The 21,819-nt window shown below is 54.7% G+C and carries 22 protein-coding genes; 11 read left to right on the top strand and 11 right to left on the bottom strand.

Annotated elements, in window-relative coordinates; genetic code table 11:
* Positions 1–26: 26 nt before the first annotated feature.
* A protein-coding gene (prfB, locus tag P0120_05765; protein MDF0673834.1) for a peptide chain release factor 2 occupies positions 27–1,173 on the bottom strand; the annotation gives its coding sequence in 2 pieces (ribosomal slippage) (positions 27–1,103 and positions 1,105–1,173; 1,146 coding nt in all).
* A gap of 21 nt (positions 1,174–1,194) precedes the next feature.
* On the bottom strand, positions 1,195–2,811 hold the full coding sequence (gene lnt / locus P0120_05760) for an apolipoprotein N-acyltransferase (GenBank protein ID MDF0673833.1): 1,617 nt from the start codon (positions 2,809–2,811) through the stop codon (positions 1,195–1,197).
* A 113-nt stretch (positions 2,812–2,924) separates the two neighbouring features.
* Here lnt and P0120_05755 point away from each other — a divergent pair, with 113 nt between their 5' ends.
* The 4 genes from P0120_05755 to P0120_05740 all read left to right on the top strand — a co-directional run bounded on the left by P0120_05755 (position 2,925) and on the right by P0120_05740 (position 4,722).
* Positions 2,925–3,254, top strand: coding sequence for a PilZ domain-containing protein (locus P0120_05755; GenBank protein ID MDF0673832.1), 330 nt, complete (start codon positions 2,925–2,927; stop codon positions 3,252–3,254).
* Entirely contained in the window at positions 3,251–3,466 is a 216-nt protein-coding gene (locus P0120_05750; GenBank protein ID MDF0673831.1) for a hypothetical protein, read from the top strand. Before P0120_05755 ends, P0120_05750 begins: the two co-directional genes overlap by 4 nt.
* Positions 3,467–3,840: 374 nt before the next feature.
* Entirely contained in the window at positions 3,841–4,239 is a 399-nt protein-coding gene (locus P0120_05745; protein MDF0673830.1) for a PilZ domain-containing protein, read from the top strand.
* Between the two features lie 111 nt (positions 4,240–4,350).
* The gene (locus P0120_05740; GenBank protein MDF0673829.1) at positions 4,351–4,722 is read left to right on the top strand and encodes a PilZ domain-containing protein; all 372 of its coding nucleotides are present in this window, start codon (positions 4,351–4,353) and stop codon (positions 4,720–4,722) included.
* Here the strand turns inward: P0120_05740 and P0120_05735 are convergent.
* The 6 genes from P0120_05735 to P0120_05710 form a co-directional block, all read right to left on the bottom strand.
* Complete coding sequence (locus P0120_05735) at positions 4,698–5,702, bottom strand: lysylphosphatidylglycerol synthase transmembrane domain-containing protein (GenBank protein MDF0673828.1); 1,005 nt, start codon at positions 5,700–5,702, stop codon at positions 4,698–4,700. The two genes, P0120_05740 and P0120_05735, sit on opposite strands and share 25 nt — an antisense overlap.
* Positions 5,703–5,727: 25 nt before the next feature.
* On the bottom strand, positions 5,728–7,164 hold the full coding sequence (locus P0120_05730) for a CDP-alcohol phosphatidyltransferase family protein (GenBank protein MDF0673827.1): 1,437 nt from the start codon (positions 7,162–7,164) through the stop codon (positions 5,728–5,730).
* A 92-nt stretch (positions 7,165–7,256) separates the two neighbouring features.
* Complete coding sequence (locus P0120_05725) at positions 7,257–7,976, bottom strand: phosphocholine cytidylyltransferase family protein (protein ID MDF0673826.1); 720 nt, start codon at positions 7,974–7,976, stop codon at positions 7,257–7,259.
* Positions 7,973–9,055: an aminotransferase class V-fold PLP-dependent enzyme gene (locus P0120_05720; protein ID MDF0673825.1), complete on the bottom strand. Its 1,083-nt coding sequence runs from the start codon at positions 9,053–9,055 to the stop codon at positions 7,973–7,975. The genes P0120_05725 and P0120_05720 overlap by 4 nt, the downstream gene beginning before the upstream one ends.
* A 103-nt stretch (positions 9,056–9,158) precedes the next feature.
* Complete coding sequence (locus P0120_05715) at positions 9,159–9,737, bottom strand: thiamine pyrophosphate-dependent enzyme (GenBank protein MDF0673824.1); 579 nt, start codon at positions 9,735–9,737, stop codon at positions 9,159–9,161.
* 106 nt (positions 9,738–9,843) lie between these two features.
* Complete coding sequence (locus P0120_05710) at positions 9,844–10,341, bottom strand: thiamine pyrophosphate-binding protein (protein ID MDF0673823.1); 498 nt, start codon at positions 10,339–10,341, stop codon at positions 9,844–9,846.
* 113 nt (positions 10,342–10,454) lie between these two features.
* Here P0120_05710 and P0120_05705 point away from each other — a divergent pair, with 113 nt between their 5' ends.
* The 7 genes from P0120_05705 (at position 10,455) to P0120_05675 (ending at position 19,675) form a co-directional block, all read left to right on the top strand.
* Positions 10,455–11,033 (top strand): hypothetical protein, encoded by a 579-nt coding sequence (locus P0120_05705; GenBank protein ID MDF0673822.1) that lies wholly within the window; start codon positions 10,455–10,457, stop codon positions 11,031–11,033.
* A gap of 349 nt (positions 11,034–11,382) precedes the next feature.
* On the top strand, positions 11,383–13,062 hold the full coding sequence (locus P0120_05700; protein MDF0673821.1) for an isocitrate lyase/phosphoenolpyruvate mutase family protein: 1,680 nt from the start codon (positions 11,383–11,385) through the stop codon (positions 13,060–13,062).
* Positions 13,063–13,208: 146 nt separating this feature from the next.
* Positions 13,209–13,598 (top strand): PilZ domain-containing protein, encoded by a 390-nt coding sequence (locus P0120_05695; protein MDF0673820.1) that lies wholly within the window; start codon positions 13,209–13,211, stop codon positions 13,596–13,598.
* 345 nt (positions 13,599–13,943) lie between these two features.
* The gene (locus P0120_05690; GenBank protein MDF0673819.1) at positions 13,944–14,327 is read left to right on the top strand and encodes a PilZ domain-containing protein; all 384 of its coding nucleotides are present in this window, start codon (positions 13,944–13,946) and stop codon (positions 14,325–14,327) included.
* A 210-nt stretch (positions 14,328–14,537) separates the two neighbouring features.
* Positions 14,538–15,167, top strand: coding sequence for a TetR/AcrR family transcriptional regulator (locus tag P0120_05685; protein ID MDF0673818.1), 630 nt, complete (start codon positions 14,538–14,540; stop codon positions 15,165–15,167).
* A gap of 30 nt (positions 15,168–15,197) precedes the next feature.
* Positions 15,198–16,373, top strand: a complete 1,176-nt coding sequence (locus P0120_05680) for an efflux RND transporter periplasmic adaptor subunit (protein MDF0673817.1) — start codon at positions 15,198–15,200, stop codon at positions 16,371–16,373.
* A gap of 116 nt (positions 16,374–16,489) precedes the next feature.
* Positions 16,490–19,675, top strand: coding sequence for an efflux RND transporter permease subunit (locus P0120_05675; GenBank protein MDF0673816.1), 3,186 nt, complete (start codon positions 16,490–16,492; stop codon positions 19,673–19,675).
* Positions 19,676–19,681: 6 nt separating this feature from the next.
* On the opposite strand, the gene P0120_05670 is transcribed toward P0120_05675, so the two are convergent.
* From P0120_05670 to P0120_05660, 3 genes are all read right to left on the bottom strand, one after another.
* Positions 19,682–20,020 carry an SCP2 sterol-binding domain-containing protein gene (locus P0120_05670; GenBank protein MDF0673815.1) on the bottom strand — a complete coding sequence of 113 codons (339 nt, stop codon included), beginning with the start codon at positions 20,018–20,020 and terminating at the stop codon, positions 19,682–19,684.
* Between the two features lie 94 nt (positions 20,021–20,114).
* Positions 20,115–20,555 (bottom strand): S-adenosylmethionine decarboxylase, encoded by a 441-nt coding sequence (locus P0120_05665; protein MDF0673814.1) that lies wholly within the window; start codon positions 20,553–20,555, stop codon positions 20,115–20,117.
* Positions 20,556–21,072: 517 nt separating this feature from the next.
* The gene (locus P0120_05660; GenBank protein ID MDF0673813.1) at positions 21,073–21,657 is read right to left on the bottom strand and encodes an FAD-binding oxidoreductase; all 585 of its coding nucleotides are present in this window, start codon (positions 21,655–21,657) and stop codon (positions 21,073–21,075) included.
* Positions 21,658–21,819: the final 162 nt, after the last annotated feature.

Raw genomic sequence — 21,819 nt, 5'->3', positions numbered from 1 at the left:
CCCCTTCTTACCCTTCGGCAATCCCGCTACAGGTCGTCTTCCGGTCCGCCCACCGGTGAGAGGTGATCGCTTCCTTTCTCCAGTTTCTTCGTCAAAAAGGCTTCAATGAATCTATCGAGGTCTCCATCCATGACGGATGAAACGTTGCTGATTTGATGACCGGTTCGATGGTCCTTGACCAGTTGGTAAGGTTGAAACACGTAGGAACGAATTTGGCTGCCCCACGCGATGTCCTTCTTTTCGCCGACGATGGCGTTGAATTCGGCTTCCTTCTTCTTCTGTTCCAATTCGAAGAGGCGAGCCCTTAAGATCTTCATCGCTCCGTTTCGATTCTGGAGCTGAGACCGCTCGTTCTGGCATTGCACGACGATACCGGTCGGCAGGTGAGTGATGCGGATGGCGGTTTCGACCTTATTGACATTCTGGCCGCCTGCGCCACCCGAACGGAAGGTGTCGATCCGGAGATCTTTTTCTTCGACCACGACATCGATGTCTTCGCTCAGCTCAGGATAGACGAAGACCGACGCGAACGAGGTGTGTCGTCGTTTGTTGGAATCGAACGGGGAGATGCGTACCAAACGATGGACTCCGGCTTCCGCCTTCAGGTATCCGTAGGCATGCGATCCTGTGATGGAGAGGGTCACGCTCTTGATACCCGCTTCGTCGCCGGGCAATAGGTCCAGTGTTTCTACCTTGAACTTCTTGTGTTCCGCCCACCGCACATACATCCGAAGGAGCATTTGTGCCCAATCTTGCGATTCCGTTCCACCCGCACCAGGATGAATCGCCACAATGGCATTATTGGGGTCCAGTTCTCCCGAGAGGAGCAGCTCGACGCGCAGTGTGGCGAGGCGCGGCTCCAGCTGATTCAGTTCACCGGTCAACTCGGTCTCAAGGGCCGAGTCCCCGCTTTCGCGGGCAAGCTCCAGCAGTGCGTCCAAATCGCCCATTGTAGTCTCGATATCGCGCCACTGCTTCAGCTCTCGCTCGATCGCCGATTTTTTCCGGCTCACCCCTGCGGCGGCGCGGGCATTGTTCCAGAAGTGAGGCTGGCCCATCTGCGCCTCAAGTTCTTGTAGGTCGGCCCTCATGTGAGCGAAGTCAAAGATGCCCCCGTAGTTCAGCGACTTGTTCCGCCACTGCACGAACACGAACTTCCACGTCCTCTAACATGTCACGATTCTCCTTCTTCGGTCATGCCGGTGTGACTGCCGTCAGGGCTGGTTCCTTCGTGCGGAAAGACCCGACCAAAATCAAAAGCGCGCAGATTATAACACAGGTGTGGGCAAACACATCGCCGTAATAGCTGTAAAAGGTGCGGGTTTGTCTGGTCGGGATCGTGGCGTACGATGCCTGCTCGACAAAAAGGGGCGTCGCTTCGATGATCTGTCCGTACGGATCGACGAAGCCGGAAATTCCCGTGTTGGCGGCGCGCGCGAAGGCCAAATGATTTTCTACTGAGCGAAAGACGACCATGGCAAAGTGCTGGGCAGGGGCCGAGGACGGTCCAAACCATCCGTCGTTCGTGATCGTCACCAGAAACTCCGCACCGTTCGCCGCAAATTGCCGGACGAAATCCGGGAAGATCACTTCATAGCAGATCGCCACGCCGAACTTGACGGACCTGGTGCCGGTCGACCGTTCTGTGTTCCAGGATTTCGGATTGATCGAGAGCGTCGTCGGTCCCGGTCCTGCTTCGAAATCGCCGATCCCTTCGACGAGTTTATCGAGGAAGAACAGGAGCGAGGATTTGAGGGGGATGTATTCTCCAAACGGCACGAGATGGTGCTTATCATAACGGCCGAGGACTGTGCCGTCCCTTCCCAGCAGATAGGCGCTGTTCAAGAGGTAGGGGCGGCGATCAGGGTAGAATCTCAATGCCGGGCTGCCGAGGAGGATCGGTGCCTGCGCACGTTCCGCCCAAGCGATCAGCTGCAACTGATACTCTTTCTCCCGCTCAAAAATAAACGGCGTGGCTGCCTCGGGCCACACGACCAAGTCGGTACTGGTTCCCAGTTGGGCCGTCAGCCGGTCGAACCGTCGCATCGTCTCATCGCGGAATGACGCATCCCACTTCACGGCTTGATCGATATTCGGTTGAACGACGCCGACAGTAATGGAGGGTTTATGATGGCCCAGATCCTTAGCACTCAGGACTGCCGAACTGTAGAACCATGAGAGCACCATGCAGGCGGCCGCAGTGGTGAGCAATTCCCACGGCAGCTGGACCGGATGAAATCCTCGGAAAAACGGCATGATCCACAAGATCAACTCGGCGAAGGCCACAGTGACCAGGACAATGAGGAAAGAAATGCCGTACACACCGGTGTGGTCTGCCACCTGTATCAGGTCCAGCTCGCGATATTGCGAATAGCCGAGGAGGCACCATGGAAGGCCGGAAAGCAGGTTGGTACGGAACAGCTCGAGTGTGACCCAAAAGCAGGGCGCAAAAAAAATCCCGTAGCGCGGGATGAGTTCACGCAGCCACACGACGGCAACACAGTAGAGCCCGACATAGAGTCCGAGATACAGCGTGAGTAGCATCAAGATAGCGTAGCTGACGATCTCCGGAACCTTGCCATAGGTCGTCATGGCGGTGACGACCCATGCCATGATCCCGGTGAATCCAACGATTCCGCTCAACCAACCGATCCAAAAGGCCCGCTGTCTGGAGCATTGATCAAGCGCGAGATGGAGGGGAATCAGGACGATCCAGGCCAGCAATCCCAGGTCAAACTTTGGAAAGCAGAGAGGCAAGAGCAGTCCGCTCGCGCAGGCAAGCAGTATCTGGCGCGAACGAGATCGATCCATCGAGCCGTACCTTACGAAAAGATTCGACGACTTGCAAGGGAATGCATGAACAATCAGCGACTTGGGAGGCTCGCCAGGTGCTTTTCCCCTGTGAAAGAGGTATTCTACCTTCTATGGAGAGACGTCGGCACTATCGAGTTTCTGCAAAGGTCAAAAGCTTGCTTCGGGCGAACTCGCACGAGGTGAAGGGGGAGACCGTTGATCTGTCGCTCGGCGGTGCCCGGATTGAAAGCTCTCTCGATGTCCAATCGGGAAAGCAGATAAGCGTCAAACTCCTCACGCCGGGGGATGACACCCCGATCGTGATCGAGCAAGCCCAGGTCCGATGGGCGGTAGATCGGACTTTCGGCGTGAGGTTTCTCGGAGTAACGCAGCAGGAACTGGACGGATTAGAACAGTTGATCGACGAATGTATCGCGCTCGATGAAGGGAGAGACGTATGAAATCCGCGACCGATCCAACCGAGACCGCGACGGACGACCCGCGCACCTGGATCGGTGGCGAAGCGACCGTCAGTTCCCAAGCCCACCGATATATCCGTCGCCAAGCGGGGCCACCCAACTCGCTGCTCGGTGTGATCCTCGGCTTGACCTTCCTTGGTGGCCTCGCCCTGGGCAGCTCCTTCGCCCTCCTCTGTCGAAGCAAGAACGAATAGTGCTGCTATTGCCAGCCTGAGAATTTAGCTACGCCCTAGCCTGAATCTGCCCATCGGCACAGAGTTTCAGCGAGACTCAGCTCAGATTCCTTAGTTGGACTGGGAGCTCAGCGAGGCCGACGAGGACCCCGCAACCGCCACCGAAGCGGACGGACACCTCCGTACGGGCGCTCCAATTCACGCCGCACGCCACTGGCGCCTCCCCCTGATCGACAATCAACTGCGGAATCCCGGATGATGGGAGGGGTGGCCACGTTTGAGCGGTCGCCGCGTCGGCCACCAGCCGTAGAGGGGCGAGGCATCGGCTTTCCTGATACTCTTCCTCGCCAAATGAGATTAAGAAGCAGCTGCTTTTTGCTATACTCCTCTCCACCATGCCATCGGATACCCAGGCTTCGCAGCCCTCTCCGGCAGAGCGCCGCGAGTTTTATCGCATCACCGTCCCCTTGGCCATCTGTCTTCAGTCTGAGAGCGACCAGGCGGAGGGAACGCTCATCCAGCGGTCCGTCAACATCAGCGGCGGCGGCATCGGCGTCACGCTCGACCAGACCTTCGAGGTGAACGAAATTCTCTCCTGCACCCTGCTCCTTCCCGGCCAAGTACTCTTTAAGTCCTACCTCGAAGTGTTGCGTGTTGATCCCATCGCTTACCCAGTCAACACGTATCGTCTCCATGGGCGCTTCGTCAGGATGGCAATTCAGGATCGAGAACTGCTGATCAGACATATAATCCAATTTCAGCGAGAACACCTCACTAAGCACTACTCCGCTTGAATGGGTACAGCCCTCACTGTGAGTAGGATTCGCGCAATTCTGAGGACCCCGCTTCGTCCCCGCGAAAGGGGGATTCATTCTGTCACGCGAGGCCGACTAGACTGGGCCACCGTGGAACCCACATATCCCTATTTTCGACACCACTATCGAGTCCCCCTGGCCGTGCAATACCCCGTGATGTTTTCCGATGCGGACACGATCGCGGAGGGAAAGGTCATGAACCTCACCGTGTTCGGCTGCGCAATCGAGTGTGCCGGTGCCGCGCCGCGGTGGACCACCCTCCGCGTCCGGCTGATCCTCCCAGATCAGGCACAGTCACTCCCAGTCGAAGAGGCAGAGGTTCGATGGGTCCAAGGGAATCGAATGGGGCTTCAGTTTCACAAGGTGGGGCGAGCGGCGGATTTTCGGCTCCACGGGTTTGTATGGGATCGGATGGTCGAACGGCTTCAAACGATCGCTCAGGAAGGATTTTTAACCTCTTGATCCTGCGGTATCCTGCCTTTTCCAACCATCGCCAAACACAACAGCCCGATGCCGATCCACACGAGCTCACGGAACCGTCGCAGCAGCGCAAAGGTGATCCCCGTCACGTCACTGTAGCCGAAAGCTTGAAGCAACAGAAGATTGCCGGCATCTTGAGCGCCCAGGCTGCCGGGGATGAAGAAGGAGCCCCCCTTGATAAAAACCGCGAGCGCTCCTATAGAGAGGGCGGACAACGCACTCACTGAACCGCCGAGTACATAAATAATCCCGAACACCTCCAACGATTCGGCCATCCAGCCCAAAAAGTACAACGCCATCGACGCAAAAAAGGCCTTTTGATGGTGGCTGTAGAAATTTCGAATCGTCTGGTCGATCGAGCGCAGGTGCTCTTCATGCGTCTCCAGAGACCGGATTCGTACGCCCAGTTTCTTGACCAATGACAGAATCGATGCGAAGAGTCCACGCTGCTGGATAAAGACAAATCCTACGATTGAACAGACCAGCAGTCCGACGCTCAACAGAGCAGCCGTGATCGTCTGACCCGCTGAACTCCCAGCACCCAGCATCCAGAAAGCAAGGGCGATTCCCATGAGGATATAGAACACCTCGGCGATTGTCATGGTCGTCTTCGCGATCACGACGGAAGCGGCTCCCTCTGCCATGGGAACGTCGTACCTTTTGAGCAGAAAGGCTTTCACCGGTTCGCCCCCCAGGTAGGCCGGAGTGGTCATATTCACCACCTCGCCGGCGGTCCGAATCGTCAGCAGTCGCCAAAACGGAACCCCTTGTGCCGCTCGCCCCAGCACCACTTTCCACCCATAGGCTTCAATGGAATACATGATGGTAGATGGGAGCAGGATGCCGAGCAAAGCTATAGGACCGAGTCGTATAGCGGCTTCATAGATGCTGGCGGGTCCGATATGCCAGATAAGCAGGCTCAGAACGACGAGGCCAAGGGCTAGTAGGATATAGCGTAACACGTTAGTCGGACGGCGAATGCGGCATTTATGGCCGAGGGGATGAGACTGCAGATGGACGGATGACCCATGCTATGATGCCGGCAAACAGCCATGTGCCGGCTACCGCAAAGAGCAGAAACCAATAGAGTTGATCGAACAGCGCAAAGCCCAGTAAGGCCGCTGAGAAATCGCGGCTGGCGACATTCTTTAACAGGACATCCGCCCAGGCTGCATGGGTAGGGGTTCTCCAGCCACTCGCCGCTTTGATCTTGTGCGCCTTTTCGACAAGTAAGAGCGAGAGGCCGTTACCGAACACCGCGGCGACGCCTAGCGCAAGAGGAAGCCAGTCGTCCGCTTGTCCCATGTGGGTCGTATAGCGGCCCACGGCGATGCCCGCAAAAATCGCCATATGCACGATGTTGTCCAAGACAACATCGAGCCAGGCACCAAAGGGCGACTCGGTAAAGGTCAATCGCGCGACTTCACCGTCGCAGCAATCAATGATGGCCGCCAATTGAAACAAGAGGGCTGCCACAATACCGGCGCTGTAGGTACCCATCCCAAACCCGGCCGCGGCAAGCAATCCACTTAATCCGGCGAGGATCGTGATGGAATTGGGCGACAGCCCCATGACGAGAAACAGGCGTGTGAACCAGCGAGAGATCTTGCGATTGAAATAGCGATCGACGAACCCTTCAAATTCCCCCTTGAGCGAACTGAACAACTTCTTTTCGGCTATGTGGACGTCGGACACGGTTCGGACTGGTTGATACCAATTACCCCGTTTCTCTTCAGCCGAGACGACACGTACTCGACCATCCACAACAGCCCGCTCAAGCCACTGCCGGATCGGAGGGCTTCCTTTCTCACTCGCCGCTTGATCGGCGGTGCTCATCAGGCTTGCCGGTACGACTACCAGCTCGGCGACACGTAAGGCCGGATCGTCGAAACGAAGGGGGGCGAAGCTGGCCGGGCGACCGGACTGAACTTTCGATCGTACGCACTGCACCAGGAGCTGATCGACCTGCCCCGGTGGGGCTTGAGAGACCACGATGGCCTGACCGTCCTGCACGTCACGCCGCAACCGTTCGATCAACCCCCGAGAGAATACGCTATTGACGCTGGCGACCAACGCAAAGCCAGGCACTTCGGCCGCCAAGGCTTCCCATGTCCGAGGATCGTCGAGAGGAAATTCACGGATCGGCATCCATCGGACGGGAATCGTGACGCGCGGCCCTTTGCCGAGCGCCTGTTTCAGCTGCTCCTCCTCAGAACCGGAAAGGACGATTAACTGACGAATCCCCGCCCGTTGCAGGGTGAGCACGGTCCGTTGAAAGAGCCCGATCCCTACGACGCTCGTCAGAGGTCCCACGTCGCGGACCTGTTGCCCGATCGGACCGCCGAATACCCCGACAGATGGCAGCAGAATCGCTGTCGCCAGTCCTTGGATCTCGGCTCTCCTCTGAAGGATGCTCTTACTCATGTTTTCATAGGCAGCGATGCGCGATCACCAGTGCTCTCTTGCGCAGGTCCCCTCTCTATTCTATCGGGCATCCTCCCATGGTGAAGACTTTCTCATAATCTTGGCAAAACTTCCAACTCAGCCTTTCGTACGTCTTCGATGAAGTCGATCTCGGTCCAGGGCAACCCTCCGATCCGTTCATGACCGACCCGCACGTCCTGAAAATACTGCCGCAGCGCGTCCTCGTACTCCATATCCCACGAACCGCTGTCGATGTAGCCTCGGAGCGACGAAACAACACGAGGTGTGTCGGCATGCCGAACTCGAAGAAATCCAACCCCTTCACCGGCGTAGTCATACTGTTCCGGCATATTCTTCGTCAGCGCAATAACTCTCCCCCCTGCCACGACCACCATGCATTCTTCTCCGGTCTGCTTCACCGTCTCATCCATCAACAGCGCATTCTCAGAGGACGACGACACCAGACGCCGTAGGATCTCCGGATGGAACAGCACGTCGGCATCCATCACGATAGTGTCGTCGTCGAGCGCGGTTCGTGCGATCCACAGCGAGGAAATACTGCCTCTGTGAAACTGCTCGTTGACCAAAAACGTGACGTTGACGCCACACGCATCCTGTTCGACCGCCGCACGAATCATCTCCTGCTTGTACCCGACGACGATCTCTGCCCGATGAATGCCGACGGAAACCAGCGACTCTAAGTAGCGACACAGGAGTGACCGGCCGCCGATCTCGATGAGGCATTTCGGGCGATGTTGGGTCACCTCCCACAGGCGTTTTCCCACTCCCGCTGCAAGGATGACCGCCTTCATGCCGATTTGCACACGTGCTCGAAGGCGTCGAGAAACCCGCCAAATTGCGCCTCGGACAATGCCCCCATATTGGCCACGCGGAAAATCTTGTTTTCCAGGTTGCCTTGACCGGCATAAATGACATAGCCCTGCTGCTTCAGACGATCATGCAACGCGTCGTAAGCAACGCCATCCGGCAGGTGATAGGCCGTGATGGTATTCGATTGTCGGTCCGTCGGGAGAAGGGCCTTCACACCGAGCTTGGCCATTCGTTCACGGATCAGGGTCGCCATCGTCTTGTACCGTTGGATTCGATTGGGCACGCCTTCTTCGAGGAGTTCGTTGAGTGCTTCGTCGAAGGCATAGTAGACCTGCACCGCGGGCGTGAAGGGAATCGTGCCTCGCCCCTCGTTGTTGATGTAATGGGTCAGATGGAGATACCACGAGCGCTTCGGGTACGAGCGCATTTTTTCGACGAACCCCTTCCGCACCAGCACGAACGAGACGCCTGGAAACCCCTGAATACACTTTCCTGCCGTCCCCACGACCATATAGATGTGCGACCGTGCGATGTCGATTGTCTCGCCCGCCAACGCACTGACGGCATCGAGCACAAACACCCGATTCTGATTATCGACGACCTCGGCAATCTCGTGGACAGGATTGAGGAGGCCGGTGGTGGTCTCATGGTGCACCATGCCGACGGCGTGCACTTCCTGATGCTGACGCAGGGAAAGCAGTAATTTTTCCGGATCGGGCCGAGCCGTCCATTCATACTTCAATTCGTTCACCCCCAGGCGATGGAGGCCCACGATTTGGGACATCCGTTCACCATAGACGCCGTTGTTGAGGATGAGCATACGGCGGCCGTGAGGAAGCGACGACATCAAGGCGGCTTCGACGGCAGCCGTCCCTGATCCGGTCATCACGACGGCGACATAGTCCGATTCAGCTTCGGGGACAAAGGCTTTGAGCAGTTTGGCTTGGATGCGGTGAAGCAGTTCGTAGAATTCATCCTCTCGATGACAGATGTCAGGTTTCAGCAGTGCCTGCCGTACCCGTTCGGACACGTTCACTGGCCCGGGATTCAGAAGAACCACGCTTCTCTCCGTTATTCGTCAACCGTGAATCGTTAATCGGAAAAGTACGGATTGTTCTTCCCGCACCAACTAGCGATTCACGAATAACGTTTCACGAGTCACGTCAGTCGATCGCTTTCATGAACCGGCGAGTGATGTCCGGCGGATCGTGCAGAACACGGCCGGCATCTTCCACAAATTCGTTCACCTTGATGAGCAACATGCTTGGCCCATCCTTCTTCAGCATCTCCTTGAACTCGTAGACGAGATCATCGCGATCAAGTACCCGTTCCACATTCGCGTAGCCTGCGGCCTTCGCCACTTTCTCCAGCGGGACCACGTTGGAGATTGTGGGCTGGTTCCCGGTCGTTCCGTACACTTCGTTGTCGAATACGACGTGGATGAAGTTTTTCGGTTTCAACGCGCCGACCGTTGCGAGAGTGCCCATTCCCATTAAGACATTCCCATCGCCATCGAAGGTAATCACCTGTTTATTCGGCTTTGCGAGTGCGACACCGAGTGCGATCGCCGGGGCATTTCCCATGGAGCCGATCATGTAGAAATGAGTGGACCGATCCGCAATCTTGTGCGCCTCGCGCGAGGGAAACCCGTTGCAGATAATGACGGGCTGATCGGTCAGCAGCTCCAGTAAGGCCGCCATAGCCTGCGCTCGGCTGATCAATGTGCCTTGCTCGGGTCTCATCTCACCACCTCTTCCCACCTTACGCGCCAACCGTGAATCGCTGACGCTGGCGGCCGCTTATGCCGTTCGATCAGCGACCGACCAGTGATGCATGACCCGCCCACGTTCACGGATGCAACCCCTTCACGACGCCCTTCGTGATGAGCAACGCGACCGGAATCTGGTGCTGCATGAACGTCTGAGCCACCCACCTGAAATCGGCGACGGCCGTTTTTTCGGTCAAGGTACGGTGCAGAATTTTGACTGTATCGAGCAATTGAGGCATCACTTCTCCCATCACCAGATGTTCTGGAGCGTCCTTTCCCCCTTGACCCCGCCATGAAACAATCAGGATGCAGGGTTGCTTATAAATCATATTCAGAGAAATGAGCGTATTGAGAGAGGTGCCGAGTCCAGAATTCTGCATGAGCACGGCGGGCGTTTTCCCGGCCATATAAGCACCGGCAGCCATACCGACCGCTTCATCCTCTCGGACCGCAGGGGTGTACAGCCGACGGTTCATGAGCTCCGCAATGACTCCGCCGAGAATAGAATCCGGTACGCCGGTGAAAAAATTGACCCCCATGTCCTGCAGGGCTTGTACGAACACGTCGCTTTCAATCATTGGAAGTTTCTACCTGGAGTAGTACTGATACCGTCTCGCGGAAACCGGCGCATTATAAGATGCGCCCCACGAAGTTCTCAAGAACGATCCTCGGTTGAGTTGAATTCTCTTGCATGTTAGCGTTGGTGCCAATGCGGTTGTTGTCTGATCCGCTTCCAGAGATGAAGGACCCTATCCGACCAGCATCGCTTACTTGGCCGTTGGTCCTGATCGTTACGATCGTGATCGGTGCTGGCTCAGTATGGGCCGTTCCCATGACAGATGACCCGAAGGGATTCCACGACATTCCTTGGGGCACCTCATTATCTTCTCGCCAGGACCTGGAACCGATCCAGGCAGATCCGCATATCATGGAATATCTCTACAGAACAGAGCCATTGTCATTCGCGGGAACCGAGATGACCAGGATCCTCTATCTTTCGGTGGACGATCAATTCGCGCGAGTCATCATTCGCTATCAAGGGGACCAGGTTCATCGGCAGGTACTGAGCTTCTTGGAAAACCGCTTCGGTCGGCTGGAGCGCATTCCAGGGCAAATGGCGCGGGGCCTTACTCAACAATACAACTGGCGCGGGAGCGACACCGAAATCAATCTGACATATCAAGCCGGTACAGAACGTGGCTACATTTTTATCGATAGTCGCTCGCTCGCACCACGGTTCAACGATTACATCACCGATTTTGCGCAGTAGTTCGATGAAGGCCTCAATCTGAGCAAGTCACACGATCGACGATCGTCATGCTTTGCCTATGCGACTCATGACCGTCCACATTGAGCGTTTCCATCGTAAACGATCGGAACGGATTCGAAGACATTCCCTGAAAGACGATCAAGGTTTATGTTTGGCATAGTTTTCTTTACGGAAGTGACATGACGATTTGAAAATGAGGTCGATCGCGCATCGTATTTTGCGAAAGTCAGCTGCTGCCGGAGAAGCTCGCTGACGAGACCTCGCCTACAGCCTTTCGACCCCGCCATAACCAGGCCGGACAAAAGTTTCCATTGACAAGCACCGTACGCTTTCGCATCATGTGGCCCATATGACCAACGCCGCAAGACTTCGGGCTGCCTTGAGCAGGCCGGGTGCCCTGAAGATAGTCGGGGCCCACGATGCACTCAGCGCCCGTCTCATCGAACGTGCCGGTTTCGACGGTGTTTGGGCAAGTGGGTTCGCCATTTCGGCCTCTCTAAAGTGCATCCCCGACGCCAGTTTTATCACCTCCAGCGAGCAGCTCGATGTCGAACGGAATATCGTTGAGGCCGTGAATATCCCTGTGATCGCTGATTGCGACACCGGGTATGGGAACGCCCTGAATGTCATGAGGACCGTCACCGACCGTGAGCGGGCCGGTGTGGCTGCTATTTGTATTGAAGACAACGTCTACCCCAAACGCTGTAGTTTCTACGCGGGGGTTCGACGTGAATTGATCCCTATCGAAGAGCACTGCGGCAAGATTCGAGCGGCGAAAGCCGCTCAGCTTTTCCCGGAGTTCATGATCATTGCCAGAACCGAGGCCCTCATCGCTGGGTGGGGACAGGAAGAAGCACTGAAACGGGCTGAGGCTTATGCAGACGCAGGTGCCGACGCAGTCCTTATCCATTCGAAATCGAAAAAGTTCGACGAACTGAAGGCTGTATACAAATTGTGGTCCGGGCGCGCCCCGCTGGTCGTGGTCCCGACGATTTTTGACCAGACCACCGCGGCCCAAATGGAGGAAGCCGGAGCAAAGATCATCATTTATGCCAACCAACCAGTCCGGGCGGCCATTCGTGCGATCACAGACACGCTGGATCTCATTAAGAAGGACACGCGCCCCGGAGCGGCGAACGACCGAATCGTCACGCTACCTGAAGTGTACGACATTGTCGGTGTCCCACAAATGGAGCAAGACGAGAAACAGTTCCTGCCGGTGGGGAGCGAACGAATCACCGCGATTATCGCCGCCGCTGGGTTCGAAAAACAGCTCCTGCCGTTGATCGAGGACAAGCCAAAGTGTCTGCTTGACATTAAAGGGAAAACGATCCTCGATCGTCAGATCAACGCACTCAACGAATGCGACATCAAAGAAATCGCTTTAGTTCGCGGGTATAAGAAAGAAGCGATCTCGCTACCCAATATTCGCTACTACGACAATGATCGTTATGAGGAAACCGGTGAGCTAGCTTCGCTTTTCTGTGCTGAAAATGAGTTAAGAGGGCGAACCATTGTCCTGTACGGCGATATCATCTTTGATACCGCGATCCTTGAAAAGTTGCTCAAGAGTCCCGCCGACATTGCTTTGGTGGTCGACCTGGCCTGGTTTGATCAGGAACAGCGCAATGCTCAGCCGACCCATCTTAACCCGGATCTTGTCTCACTGGCCGCCCCACCCGGCAAAAGCTATTTATCCAGATTTGTGATGCCGGAAGGTGAACACCAGGTAGTTAAGATTGGCCAGCAGCTTCCACGCGAACTGGCGCATGGTGAATTTATCGGCATGGCCATGTTCTCAGAGAAGGGCACTCAAGCCCTTCGCGAGTGCTACCACAGGGCCCAGAAGCAGCATCAATCATCCCCGTTCCACGAGTCAGCAAACCTTGCCAAGGCATCTTTCACCGATATGCTGCAAGAACTGATTGACCAGGACTATCGCATCCAAGCCGTACCGATTTTTAAGGGATGGATGGAAGTCGATTCCTTCGAAGAGTACCAAAAAGCCTGGGCAAAGATTCGCCAGTAATTCTCGTCATCGGACAGGAGGTGGTCTCTCTTGCCACCAGAAATATTCCTTAAAGGTGGCGTGCCACCTCGCTTCTGATCCGCAGGCTCCATTGCTGAATTGATTAGGACAATATTCCCAACAAAGCTATGATGGTGACACCGACGATGAGTGGCCGAAAATCTTACGTGCCTTTAGATAACCGTTATGCCGAACGTGTAGCCGTCACGTGTCGAGTACGTTATGTCGGTGAAGTTCCGACACAGCCTCATCAAGGCGAAGGACTCACAAAAAACATCTCCGTTTCTGGTTGCCACGTCATCAGCGACCGTCCGGTAACGCGTGGAACATTATTGACCCTTACCATGGCGCTCCCCGATGGATTACCCCAGCTTTTATTGAAATCGGCGCATGTGGTGTGGGTGTCAGGTTGTCAGTTTTCCGTCCGATTCATGGATCTGAACCGAGACCATCGGAAGCGGCTGCAATCGTTCATTTGGAAAAGCATCTCCCACCACACCGTGAGCAATCAGCGAACTCGATTTCGCCTCATGTAGACGGGTCTCTGCTCCCTCCGTAATAGTCACGATCCTTTTCATGTGCTCGCTGAGAACGCTCGTCATCTTCTAAGGTCTCTCATACTGCGTCCTGAACGAGGCCTCCCTTTAAGCGGTTACATAACACATGGATTTATTGTCAATTATATTCACCCCACTTTTGGTTTTGGCGCTACCCCTCATCTAGTGGGAAGCCAAGAGTGACTCTGAGCGCTAGCCTTCATCCATAAGAGATCTCCAAATAAAGGAAATGATTTTGCAGACTGGCAATGCGGGAGGCAAGAATCATAGGAACTGGTGGGGATCCGACAATTCGAAACAGGCATACAGCCAGGAGGTGTAGCGATGGGGCAGATGAAGCACTTAAGACGATCAGAAACGCCTTGCTCATCTCATTCGATTGAGCGCCGCAGAATGAGAAGGAGCTGTGTCTCTTTTGGCCTTATGTACTCAGGCCTTAATGGGGACGATGTTCTCATTGGAGACGGTAGTGCTGTTGACCTATCCGAAGGTGGGTTGGGCATTCGTGGAAATTGTCCCGTCAAAATTGGTATGGAGTTGACCTTGTTTTTATATGTCCTGGACGAGGAGGAACCCCTGTTTGTTTCGGAAGCGACGGTCGCCTGGACGGCGGGATCTCTGTTTGGTGTGGAAGTGAAGGAAGTGAGCCTCCATGATGCCGATCGGATGCTGTCGTTTCTCCGCGCTCATTCGGTTGGTCAAGCCTAGTTGGTTCGATGACCCGACAATTGCCGCCTGGTTGGGAATGCCAAATAGTAGTTGTTGAGAGCCATGTCGCCCTAGACACCACAAACTTCAGAAGGCCCCACCTACTTCTAGCGTCGCTATACTCTCAAGCGTTCGACTTTATGAGCGATTCCAACTTGTCTCCCATACAAGCATTATGCTAATTCATTGGTGAGTGAATACTTACTCACCATGAATAAAGCAAGGACATCTCCTCGTCATCGGCATCAATCGTCACGAACCTCAGGTCATGGGCGACAAGCCAGCCTGATCAGCGCTGCGACATCGTTGTTTGCGGCCAACGGTTTTACGGGAACGACTACTAAACAAATCGCCAAGGCTGCCGGTGTCAGTGAAGCACTGCTCTTCAAACACTTTCCGACCAAGCATGCACTGTACACAGCAATTCTTGCAGAAAAGGCTCAATACTCTGGGTTGCGAGAAGCCGTTGAAGAAGCAACCAAGAAGCGAGATGATGAACGGCTCTTCACGTTGCTTGCCAGCTATCGAATCAGCAAGAGCGTAGATCCGACGTTGCTTCGCCTACTCCTTTTCAGTGCCTTGGAAGGACATGAGCTGTCCAACATGTTCTTTCAGCAGCAATATCGAGTCTTTCACGATCTGCTCGCCGGCTACATTCGACGACGCATCGAGGATGGCGCTTTCCGTCCGGTCGATCCAGTGCTTGCCGCCAAAGCCTTCTTCGGTGTCATCCTCCACCACCGGCTACTGCACGATATCTTCGGGTTACCCATGCACCTATCCCATGAAGCATCGGTGGTCGAATATGTTTCTCTTTTTCTCGGCGGGCTTGTCCGGTAGTCACCGGACTCGTAGCTGAGCGGCACCACCATGAGTCGACTCGTCCGACATCCATTTCTAGCCCTTGGAATCGGCATCTTTTTTGTCATCACCCTTCTTGTCGTCTTTCGCCTGAGCACGGGTGCCAAGGCCGATACGAAGAAGGCACGGCTCATTACGGTAGGCGTTGTGTCCCCGCTACGACAGGATCTCGATATTCGTCTAGCCTACACAGCGGACATATCACCCAATCAAGTCGTGAATATATTCTCACGGGTCGACGGATACATCGCGAAACTGCATGTCGATAAAGGTGATTTTGTTAGAACGAACCAGTTACTCCTTGAAATCGATCATACCGATTATCAACATGCCGTCAATCAAGCAAAAGCCAACCTTTCATCCGCCAAGGCGAAGGTCTCACAACAGGATGCGGTGGTTCGCAATGCCAAGCTTACGTTCGATCGCATGCAGATCCTCATCAAAGACCAATTTGTCTCACAGCAAGATCTGGATGATGCGCAGGTTAACTTGGACGCTGCCAGAGCAGCACACGAAGCCCTACAAGCACAGCTCAACCAAATGGAGGTGGCCCTGGCCCAGGCGGAGACTAGCTTAGCCTACTCTTACATCCGAGCCCCGTTTCCCGGCTATATCGCAGAACGAAATTTAGACACCGGGGCTTACGTAACCAGTGCAACTGCAAGCACCTCGACAATGTCGCGAGGCATCATGAGCCTGCACGACATCAATACGGTCCGTGTGCTGATCGAAGTCGTCGAGCGCGACATTCCACTAGTGAAGATTGGCCAAAAGGCTGAGCTCCGTGCCGAAGCGTATCCGGACCAGGTGTTCGAAGGAACCGTTACGCGTATCGTCCAGGCCTTGAATCGCTCGACACGTACTATGACAGTGGAAATCGACTTACCTAATAGAGACCGCCGATTAAAAGGCGGAATGTTTGCCCGAGTCGAGGTCATGGTGGCAACCCATCACCAAGCGTTACAGATTCCCATTGATGCCGTCAGTCGACTAGAAGATACGCAATATGTCTATGTCGTCCGAGAGGGGAAAGCCCAGCGGGTGAGTGTTGAGCTCGGTGCCCATAACAACAATCGGGTCGAAATTCTCAAGGGCTTAAGCGGGGATGAACAGGTCGTCGTCTCGGGAAAAGATTTGGTGCACGATGGGACGCCCGTACAAACCCAACCGCCTACGAAGTCATGAGCGCTGAGAACTGAGTCCTGAGTCAAACCATGGATAAGACGTAACATGATTGGTGCCAGCAATTATAGACTGTTTTTCTACTCAGTACCCAGCACTCACTACTCACCACTATCGTTATGTGGCTGACCTTACTCGCCTTGCGCAATCGCATCGGCATTCTGATGCTCTCACTCGCGATGGTGGTATTGGGGCTGACATCTCTGCAGCGGTTGCCGGTTGATCTCTTTCCGAAAATCCAGGTTCCGGTCGCCTTCGTTGGTGTTATTTACAAAGGAGCATCTCCTCTCGACATCGAGCAGAGCGTCGTCTACCCGATTGAAAAAGCCGTCAGTTCCGCTTCCAATGTCAAACATGTCGAATCGTTCAGTAAACAGGGTCTCGGAGCCGTGCAAATCTGGTTCAACTGGGGGGCCGACATTAATGTCGGCCAGATGGAGGTGATGCAGCGCATCACCCAGATTTTGAATAGCCTCCCACCGGGCATTCTGCAGCCCTTTATCGTCAAGTTCGACGTCTCCAACATACCCGTTTCGATCGTTTCGGTATCCAGCGATGGGCTGGACGAGCGGGCGCTTTATGATCTCGCCTACAACACGATCGCCCCACAGATTGAGCAGATCGCCAATGTTGCCGCAGCAACCGTCGAGGGAGGCAAGATCCGCCAAATCAATATCAACCTAGATCCTGCGCTCCTCAGTGCCCGTGGGCTCTCCATTCTCGACGTCGTGAAATCCGTCAAAGCCTCCAATTTGATTCTGCCTTCCGGCAATATCAGAGCCGGCAACCTTGACTACAATGTATTTACGAACAACCAGTTTCGAGCGGTGGATCCGATTCAGGACGTCATCGTGAAGGTGAATCAGCTGGGCAATCCGGTTCGCGTGCGCGACATAGGGACCGTAACAGACTCATCCGATATCCAAACAAACATCGTTCATGCCGATGGTGCGAGATCCGTGTTTCTTCGTGTGAACAAGCAGCCGATCGCCAACACGGTTGAGGTTGTGGATGCCCTGCGCGCAGCCCTCCCCAAGATGTTCGGCATCCCTGGAGGAGTGAAACTTGGCATTTCGTTCGATCAGTCTCTCTATATCCGTCAATCCATCCACAATCTGATGGAACAGGCCCTCCACGGCTCGCTATTGGCCGCAGCCGTGATTCTGATCTTCTTGCGCAACCTCACGAGTACCGTGATCATTTCCGTGGCCATTCCGCTCTCCATGCTCGTGACGTTTATCGTTCTTTATTTTACCGGTCAAACCCTTAACGTCTTCACGCTTGGCGGGCTCGCACTCGGGATTGGGCGACTGGTTGATGACTCAATCGTGGAACTGGAGAACATCCAGCGCCATCTTAATACCAATTCCAGCCGGTGGAATAGTATCCTCGAGGCCGCCCGGGAAGTAGCGATGCCGATCTTTGCGTCGACCGTCACGACGGTGGTGGTCTTCCTCCCGATGTTCTTCGTCGTCGGTATCGCGCGTCTGTTGTTGATACCGTTGACCGTGACGATCGCGATTGCACTTTTCACTTCTTTCTTAGTCTCCCGTACAGTCACACCGGCGCTCTGCTACAAATTCCTCAAACCTGAGCACGAGGCCTGGCGGTCAATGCCGAGCTGGCTTACCAAACTGATGGAGTGGAGCTGCGACCGGTATGAATCTCTCGATGGAAGTTACGAAGGCTCTTTACGGTGGGTCCTGGGACATCACCGGATCTTTATCGCCTTGGTGCTGCTGCTCTTTATCGGCTCACTCACTTTGGTTCCCCTGATCGGAACGGAGTTCTTGCCGGTTTCCGATGAGAGTCAGTTTCGCATTGTCCTCCGGGCGCCGGTCGGCCAACGGGTCGAAAAGACCGAACAGCAGGTTTCAGAAGTCGAACGGGTGCTCCGAGCCAATATTCCCTCGACCGAATTGGAGACGATCGTCTCGAGTACGGGTATCCTGTCGCAAGGTCGTTCGTCGCTCTTCAACCCCAACACAGGACCCCATACATCTTCGATTCAAGTGTACTTGGCCTCGCCGGACAAACGGAACAGAACTCAAGTCGAGATCATGAACGATGTGCGCCCTAAGATCGTCAAACTGTTTCCCGGGGTCTCGATGTATTTCGATCCCGGCGGTCTCGTCAAACGCGTCACGAGCTTCGGCTCTCAAAAGGCCGTTGATGTGGGAATCTATGGCTATGACTTCCAAAAAGCGAGAGACGTCATTGCCCGTGTCAAGGAGATCATGGAGCAAACTCCTGGCCTGGCGGATATTGAACCGAGTCGGGAAGAAAACCATCCGGAGGTCAACGTCACAGTCGATCGAGAGAAGGCGGCACTGCTCGGCATCAGCGAAGCCGACGTGGCCAATGCTGTCCTGTTTTCTCTGAACGGAAACGGCCAAACCGACCCGATCATTTATACGGATTCGCAAAGCGGTAATGAATACTTCATCAGCGCCTGGCTTGCTGAGGAGCATCGAAAGAATCTGAGGGACTTAGAGAGTATTCTCCTCACCACCAAAGCCGGCGAGCCTGTGTTGCTGAAGAACCTGGCTTCGCTCAAGTTGAACGCAGGACCCGTGAAAGTCGATCGAAAGTATTTCCAGCGCGTGGTTCACATCACGGCTAATCCTACTACCCGGACACTTGGCGAGATTGCCGAAGATCTCGAGTCGGCGTTCGCTACACTCCAGTTGCCGGCAGGCTTCAGCATCAAGTTAGCTGGGCAAATTCAGCAGCAGCGCGAAACCTTCCAAGGATTGCAGTTTGCGATCATTTTGGCGCTCTTGTTGGTCTACATGGTCATGGCCGCACAATTTAAGTCGCTCATCGACCCCTTCATCATCATGTTTTCAGTGCCGATGGGATTCCCGGGTGTCATCTTAATGCTGTTCCTGACGAATACGACGCTGTCCACCACATCGATGATGGGCATCATCATGATGTTTGGGATTGTCGTCTCAAACGGTGTCCTGCTGGTCGATTACACCAACGTGCTGCGGCGCAGAGGGGAATTGCTTCACCGAGCAGTCGTGACCGCCGCACGGACTAGACTGCGTCCGATTCTCATGACCTCACTGGCCACGGTCTTCGGCCTTCTTCCCATGGCGATCGGCCTTGGAACAGGCGGAGAAACCAACGCGCCTCTGGCACGGGCGGTCGTCGGAGGGTTGAGCGTCTCTACACTCCTCACGTTATTTCTCGTTCCAACGACGTACGCGATTTTAGAAGAACGGTTCCCGAGAAGACTTGACTTGGAAATGCGAGATCAACAGCAAGCTCAGGCCAGTGGAGGCCTCGCTCGGGAGTAGTGCTCGTTAACCCTCAACAGCGTTTGGGAACAAGGATTTCAGTTGCATAGCCAGCCCGATATCCCCAGTGACTTGCAAACGCCCCGACATCGCCATGGTCATCCCGCTCAGTCGTCCATTTAGGACCCCGATGCAGTCTTCTCCAGTCATCGATAAGATCACATGTGGATCAGTATGGGTTCCATCCTTCACGACGCAGGTCCCATTGTGCACCAGCAGATGGTACTGGCCGCCTTGATTCCCCCGAAGGTCGAACTGGTAGACGGCATCAAGATCCTCAGCTGCATCTTTATCAAGTTTTGATGGAAGTGAGTCGAGCACTTCTTTGACAGTCGTGGTTTTCATGTCTTGACGATACCTATGACATTGGATGATTAAGGTATTCGGGGGCGCTATTCTCACCTAACGCCCCCGAAGCGAGGTCGATATGGACAAAAGTTCAGTACCGGAGTGTGGCGGTCGCAACACTACGCCGAGCGCCGAAAAACTCCTTTGAAAACGACTCAACGACGGTGGGATCATAGCCCTTGCAGCTGAAAATGTCGAGGTAGGCGTGATTGGTTTCATTGGCAAAATGGCCGCTGATCAATGAGGTTGAGATCAGTTGCACCATGGAGTAACCGGCGACACGGCCTTCGCCGAAATTGACGACTTGGCATTTACCGTAGCGCTTCATGCCGATGAGCTCACAGAGCTCAACCACATAGCGCTTGATATGATTCGCATCACGTATAAGATCGGGATTGCAATCGTGGAGATCAACAGCGGTGCAGAGCCCCCATGCCTTGCCGCTTCCCACCATGTCTTTGACAGGATGAGGAGCAGCCGCAGGGGCGTTGGATGGTAAGATCGCGGACTCGGAACTGGCCGAGGTACTCATAGAGGGTTGATCCCTTTCTGTAAAATGGTTGTGTTGACAGGAACTCTCATGCGTGAACTATACCATAAATTCTTTTGCTGCGAATAAGAACCGTGAGGAATATTTTGGCTTTGAGGGGGTGGGGTACGCTATTCTCAATCGGTTGACAAGGTTCTGGAGCTCAGGAACAATATGGAAATGTCATCCGTCCCCAACGCTTCCCGGACCGAGTTGCCCGACCGTTTTTGCACTTGGTGCAAGGTTCTCATGAGGAAGCGGCTAGTGGGCGGCAACCAGTTCATCCATTACACGTGCCCAAAATGCATCTTTCAGCACACCACCAGGCGTGGATCGGAACTTCGGACACCGCGTCGATAGCCTCTCTCCTGAACCTGGTAGTGGTCCTGAAGCTCCGACGCTAATAATATTTCTCCCGATGGATGGGACAGAGTCCTTTGGCTTGGATGGTTGCCGTTACCTCCTTGATCATGTCATTGTTGCCGCACAGATAGACAGCTAAATCGCGAACCGAAGTAACCTATTCCCGGATGAGACCGTTCACTCGCCCTTTAGCTCCGGTCCAGGTAGGTCCAGGCCGAGACAGGGTGATCACAAAGGAAAACTGCGGGTGACGCTCCGCCAAGGCTTGGAGCTCATCTTGGTAATACAAGTCGTGCTCATACCTCAGGCCCCAAATAAGCGTTACCGATTGAGTGCTACTTCGTTCGAGCTGCGTCAATAGCATGGACCGAAACGGGGCAATTCCCGTCCCGGTCGCCACCAAGAGGATCCGCTTGGTCGGATCCTCTCGTAAATAAAAAGAACCGGCCGGCCCCTTAAAACTTACTGTATTGCCTTCGCGAAGGCTGAAGAGGTAAGTCGAACCAGGCCCTCCCGGTACTAGGTTGAAGAGCAGCAGCACGCGGTCAGAGATCAAGGGAGGTGAGGCAATGGAATAGGGCCGTGTGGCCGGGTACGGATATCCTTCCTTTGGCACGTCAAATGAGATAAATTGCCCTGCCTTAAAGATGATCTCTTTGGGTTCGCAGAGTGTGAGCTCTAGTTCGCGGACATCCTGTGTCAAATCCATGACCCGACTCACCTTAGCCCGAAAGAGTCCCATTGTCGTCCTGCTCCCTGCCTTACCCTATAGGACTTTTCTTTACCGTAACACATACGCTCATTCATATCCGGAGAATGCTGATGTGTCATTCTTTGCCGGCTCGCGCTCCTCCTCCTCGGATGCGAGGGCACCGACGACAAGCTGTGTAGGATGGGCGACACG

Origin of the sequence: Nitrospira sp. (genome assembly GCA_029194675.1) — a bacterium.
Classification (GTDB): Bacteria; Nitrospirota; Nitrospiria; order Nitrospirales; family Nitrospiraceae; genus Nitrospira_D.
The sequence above is the reverse complement of the archived record's forward strand: the minus strand, read 5'-3'. Positions and strand labels throughout refer to the sequence as shown.